Below are 4,665 nucleotides of genomic sequence, written 5' to 3'. Positions count from 1 at the left end.
GCGTGGCGGAGTGCGGCTCGGGCGGGTGGCGGCGTGGGCCGGGGCTGCGGGCATTGCGTGAACCGGGTGGGGTCGGGTCGGGCCGCCCCGTGCCGGGGGCCCGGGCGCGTGGCGGTGCCGGTGCGCCGAGGGCGGGGCGGTCAGGACGGGGCGCCCGTGAAGTGTTCGCGGACCAGGGTTTCGACCACCGGGAGGTCGCGGGCGATCAAGGCCTCCAGGAGGGCCTGGTGTTCCGCGGCGTCCGCGACCAGGTCGGCGCGCCGGACCGGAGGGGCGTCCTTGACCGGCCACTGGGAGCGGCGGTGGAGTTCCTCGGCCACCTGGACCAGCTGGTCGTTGCCCGTCAGGGACAGGACCGCGCGGTGGAACGAGCGGTCCGCCTCGGCGTAGGCCGCCGGGTCGTACGCGGCGGCGGCCGCCGCCGTCGCCGCCGCGGCCGGACGCAGGGCCGCCCACGCCCCCGGCTCGACCGTACGGGCCAGCCGCAGCATCACGGGGACCTCCAGCAGGGCCCGGACCTCGGCGAGCTCGGCGAGCTCCCGCGCGGTGCGCGACAGCACCCGGAAGCCGCGGTTGGGCAGGCACTCCACGGCCCCCTCCAGCGCCAGCTGCTGCATGGCCTCGCGGACCGGGGTCGCCGAGACCCCGAACCGCTCCCCCAGCGCGGGTCCGGAATAGATCTCGCCCGGCACCAGCTCGCCGTCGACGAGGGCCGCGCGCAGCGCGTCGAGCACCTGCCCGCGCACGGAATGGCGCTGCACCTTCTGCTGCGCCGGAACGGTCGGCATCAGACCCGTGTCGGCCGCGTCACGCACTCGGTCCTCCTCACGGATCGGCTCCGCCGAGGATACGGGACGCCCGCTTAGGCCCCGTTTCGAACCCCTTCCGCCCTCCGCACCCGCCGACCGGTCAGATAAGGTAAGCCTTACCTGTCTTGCCAGTCCTCGATCATGTGATGCGGTGGTCCGTCCATGGCCGTCCCGGTCCCGCCCTCCGTCCCGTCCGCACCGCCCGTACCGTCCGCACTGCCTGTCCCATCCGCACTGCCTGTCCCATCCGCGCCGCCCGTACCGTCCGCACTGCCTGTCCCATCCGCGCCGCCCGTACCGCCCGCCCCGCCCGGCTCTCCGGTGGCGGCGGCCTACGCCCGGCTGACGGAGGCCTACCCCGGCCTGCGGTGCACCGAGCGCTCCGCGTCCGAGCCCGTTCCTCGCGGTGCGGGTTGGGTCGGCGCCGACGCGCTCGCGGCGGGCGGGCCGGATCTGGACGCGTTCCTGGCCTGGGACGCGGCCCAGGTCGTACGGGACCACGGACGTCCGGCCCGGCCGGACGTGGTGGCCGGGTTCGGCCTGCACCGGTACGTCTGGCCGGCCGGGCTGCTGTTCACCCTGCCGTGGTTCCTGCACCGGCGGGTGCCCCGGATCGCGGCGGAGCACACGTCCTTCCACCGCACCTCGGGCGTGCTGAGCGTGCGCGTCGACGGGTTCTCCTGCCTCCCGGGCGATCCGGCGGCGGGCCTGCCCGGGGCCCGGGTCGTGCCCGGCGAGGAGGTCCTGCGGGCCGAACTGCGGGCGGCGGCCGCCGAGCACCTCACCCCGGTGGTGGAAGGTTTCGGCCCGCGCCTGCGGCGCGGCCGCCGGGCCCTGTGGGGCATGGTCACCGACGACCTGGTCGAGGGCCTGTGGTACGTCGCCGGGCTGCTCGGCCCGGCCGAGGAGCGGCGCGCCCGGGCCGAACTGGCCCTGCTGTTCCCGGGCTCCGGCACCGCCCCGTACCCCGGCGGTGGCACCTTCCGCACGCTCACCGGCGCGGACGGCGCGGCCCTGCCCACCCGGGACCGGGTCAGCTGCTGCTTCTTCTACACCGTCCGCCCCGAGGACACCTGCACCACCTGCCCCCGCACCTGCGACGCGGACCGCCTCACCCGCCTGGCCGCAGCGGCGGCCGCCTAACCACCCGCACGGGTGGCCGTATTCAAACGCAACCACCGCTGCCAGAAAGGGAGTTCGAGCGACAACACCCTATCCGGGGTGCCTCGCACCACGATGGCGTGCTCTTGCCCCGAAACCGCTCTCCCGCCCCGTCCCGATCCGCCACTATGGCGCCCGGAAAGCCGCCGTACGCGAGTCAAGGGACACCGGATGAGACTGACCGACATATCGCTGGACTGGCTGTTTCCGGGCAGCCTGCTGATCCTGGGCGGACTCGCGGCGGTGGCGGTGCTGGCCCGGGGCCGGCGCGACGGCGAGAAGGGCACGGCGGACGACACCTGGGAACGCAGCGAGGAGCGCCGCCGCCGCAAGGAGGCGATCTACGGCACCGCCTCGTACGTCCTGCTGTTCTGCTGTGCGGCCGTCGCCGCCGCCCTCTCCTTCCACGGCCTGGTCGGCTTCGGCCGGCAGAACCTCAACCTCTCCGGAGGCTGGGAGTACCTGGTCCCGTTCGGCCTCGACGGCGCCGCCATGTTCTGCTCGGTGCTCGCCGTCCGCGAGGCCAGCCACGGCGACGCGGCGCTCGGCTCACGGCTGCTGGTGTGGCTGTTCGCGGGCGCGGCGGCGTGGTTCAACTGGGTCCACGCACCGCGCGGCCTCGGGCACGACGGGGCACCGCAGTTCTTCGCGGGCATGTCGCTCTCCGCGGCCGTGCTGTTCGACCGGGCGCTCAAGCAGACCCGCCGGGCGGCACTGCGCGAACAGGGCCTGGTGCCGCGTCCGCTCCCGCAGATCCGGATCGTCCGCTGGCTGCGGGCGCCCCGGGAGACCTTCGGCGCCTGGTCGCTGATGCTGCTGGAGGGCGTACGGACACTCGACGAGGCCGTGGAGGAAGTGCGCGAGGACAAGCGGGAGAAGGAGCAGGAACGGCTGCGCCGCCGCGAGCACCGGCGGCGCGAACGCGCGCACATCAGGGCGCTCGGCCGGCAGAACCGGGCCTTCGGCCTGCCCCGGCAGCGCGGCCGCCAGGTCGACGTGCCAGGGCTGACCCCGGGAAACGGCTCCGCGCCGGTCGGCGCGGAGCCCGCCATAGCGGAAGCGGGACAACTGCCCCCACTTTCCCCGCGTACGCAGGTAGGGAGCTCCAGGCGGCCCTCCCTCCAGGCCGTGACCACGTCCGACCTCTCTGAATCCGCCCCCCGGACGGTGGACCTCACCGCCGAGGACGACACCCAGACCATCCCGCGGCTCGATTCCCTGGAGCGCAAGCTCAAGGACCTGGAGCAGCAGTTCGGATGATCACACAGCGAGGGCCGGTCCTGAGTCTCAGCTCAGGACCGGCCCTCCGTCGATCTCGAACCACACCACCTTCCCCCCGCCCAGCGGGTCCACCCCCCAGCTGTCCGCCAGTTGCTCCACCAGGAACAGCCCTCTGCCGTGCGTACCGTCGTCGGCGTTCGGTACGTACGGCCGGGGCTTGCGGCTAGTGTGGTCGCGCACCTCCACCCGTAACCGGCTGGCGTCCAGCACCGCGGACACCTCGGCGCCCTGGTCGGTGTGGACGAGCGCGTTGGTGACGAGCTCCGTGGTGAGCAGTTCCGCCACGTCCACCACGTCCCCTGGACAACCGGGTCGCAGCAACTCCCGTAGCGACCTGCGGACTTCGCCCACTGCCCGCAGATCCGCCCGGCGGACCGTCCGGGTCATTCCGGTCTTCTCCCCCACCCGCACGGTGTGGTACCTCCCGTGTCCGTTCCTCGAACAGGTCTACGGGATGCATTCCCTCCGGGCCGTGCCGCACTCCTTCAAGGCCCAGGTGGCGGCACGTTCCTGAGGTCGGACCGGCCCATGAGCTGGGCAACGGGACCACATGGACGGGCCGGTGGTACTGCACCTGGGTGAGGAAATCTCCCCCCGGCGCCGGGCTCACGCCTCCCAGACCGCGGCGGCCGTCCGGTCGTCGGCGTAGCCCTTGAGGCGCAACGTGGCGTCCGCCAGGAATCCGGCCAGCCCCGGTGCCTCGGCGGCGCTCCAGCGGGCGCCCAACTCGCCCATCAGCAGCGGCTCCTCGCGCATCGGCTCGGCCAGGCCGCCGGAGCAGACGAGCAGCGTGTCGCCGGGCCGGGCGACGCTCGCGCGGAAGGTGAAGCGGCCGGGGTCCCCGGACTGCGCCTCCAGGTCCTGCCAGACGCCGTCGCGCAGGCGGAACAGGCCGCCGGGACCGGTGCCGAAGACCACACGGGTGCGGCATTCGGGGTCGATGGGCAGCAGCAGGCAGCGCAGGCCCGCGGTGTACCGGTCCTCCTCGTAGCCGAGTTCGGCGGCGCGGGCGCGCAGCCGGCCGTAGCCGCGGTCGGTCAGCCGCTGCAGGCCGGAGCGGAGCGCGTCGCGGCGGCCGGAGCGGATGTCGTCCCCGAGCCGGGCCTGGCTGCGGCCGACGGCGGCCGCCACCCAGTGGCACACCTCGGCCGCGGCCTCGCGGGCGCGCGGCACGACGCGGTCGGCCCCCGCGACGGCGACGAGCACGAGCGCGTCGTCACCGCCGCCGAAGCGGGCCGTGAGCAGGACGTCGCGGCGTTCCTCGCCGCGGAAGCGGGCGGAGTCGCCGCGCACCGACGCGGCGCGCAGGGTGTACGTCCCGTACCGGGCCCCTTCCAGCACGGTGTCGGCGACCACGGCGTCCAGGGCGGCCGGATCGGCCTCGGCGAGCCGGCCGGGCTCGGCCGCGTAGGTG

5 protein-coding genes are annotated in these 4,665 nt (G+C 74.6%); 2 read left to right on the top strand and 3 right to left on the bottom strand.

Going from position 1 to position 4,665, the window contains the following annotated elements; translation table 11 throughout:
• Window positions 1-140: 140 nt before the first annotated feature.
• The gene (locus LG632_RS29545; RefSeq protein WP_226731001.1) at window positions 141-788 is read right to left on the bottom strand and encodes a GntR family transcriptional regulator; all 648 of its coding nucleotides are present in this window, start codon (window positions 786-788) and stop codon (window positions 141-143) included.
• A gap of 342 nt (window positions 789-1,130) precedes the next feature.
• Here LG632_RS29545 and LG632_RS29540 point away from each other — a divergent pair, with 342 nt between their 5' ends.
• On the top strand, window positions 1,131-1,952 hold the full coding sequence (locus LG632_RS29540) for a (2Fe-2S)-binding protein (protein ID WP_374203637.1): 822 nt from the start codon (window positions 1,131-1,133) through the stop codon (window positions 1,950-1,952).
• Window positions 1,953-2,141: 189 nt separating this feature from the next.
• Complete coding sequence (locus LG632_RS29535; RefSeq protein ID WP_226730999.1) at window positions 2,142-3,230, top strand: DUF2637 domain-containing protein; 1,089 nt, start codon at window positions 2,142-2,144, stop codon at window positions 3,228-3,230.
• A 27-nt stretch (window positions 3,231-3,257) separates the two neighbouring features.
• Here the strand turns inward: LG632_RS29535 and LG632_RS29530 are convergent, their stop codons facing one another.
• Window positions 3,258-3,638, bottom strand: a complete 381-nt coding sequence (locus LG632_RS29530; RefSeq protein ID WP_226730998.1) for an ATP-binding protein — start codon at window positions 3,636-3,638, stop codon at window positions 3,258-3,260.
• 219 nt (window positions 3,639-3,857) lie between these two features.
• Window positions 3,858-4,665, bottom strand: an 808-nt coding sequence (locus tag LG632_RS29525; protein WP_226730997.1) for a PP2C family serine/threonine-protein phosphatase, incomplete at its 5' end; no start/stop codon positions are given.

The organism is Streptomyces antimicrobicus, assembly GCF_020532625.1.
GTDB classification, from domain to species: domain Bacteria; phylum Actinomycetota; class Actinomycetes; order Streptomycetales; family Streptomycetaceae; genus Streptomyces; species Streptomyces antimicrobicus.
Note: the sequence above shows the minus strand (reverse complement) of the source record. Positions and strands in the feature narration are given on the sequence as shown.

What these genes read in the sequence shown, in the direction of transcription:
- LG632_RS29545 (WP_226731001.1), bottom strand. Translation starts at nt 788, where the DNA reads ATGCCGACCGTTCCGGCGCAGCAGAAGGTGCAGCGCCATTCCGTGCGC.
- LG632_RS29535 (WP_226730999.1), top strand. Translation starts at nt 2,142, where the DNA reads ATGAGACTGACCGACATATCGCTGGACTGGCTGTTTCCGGGCAGCCTG.
- LG632_RS29530 (WP_226730998.1), bottom strand. Translation starts at nt 3,638, where the DNA reads ATGACCCGGACGGTCCGCCGGGCGGATCTGCGGGCAGTGGGCGAAGTC.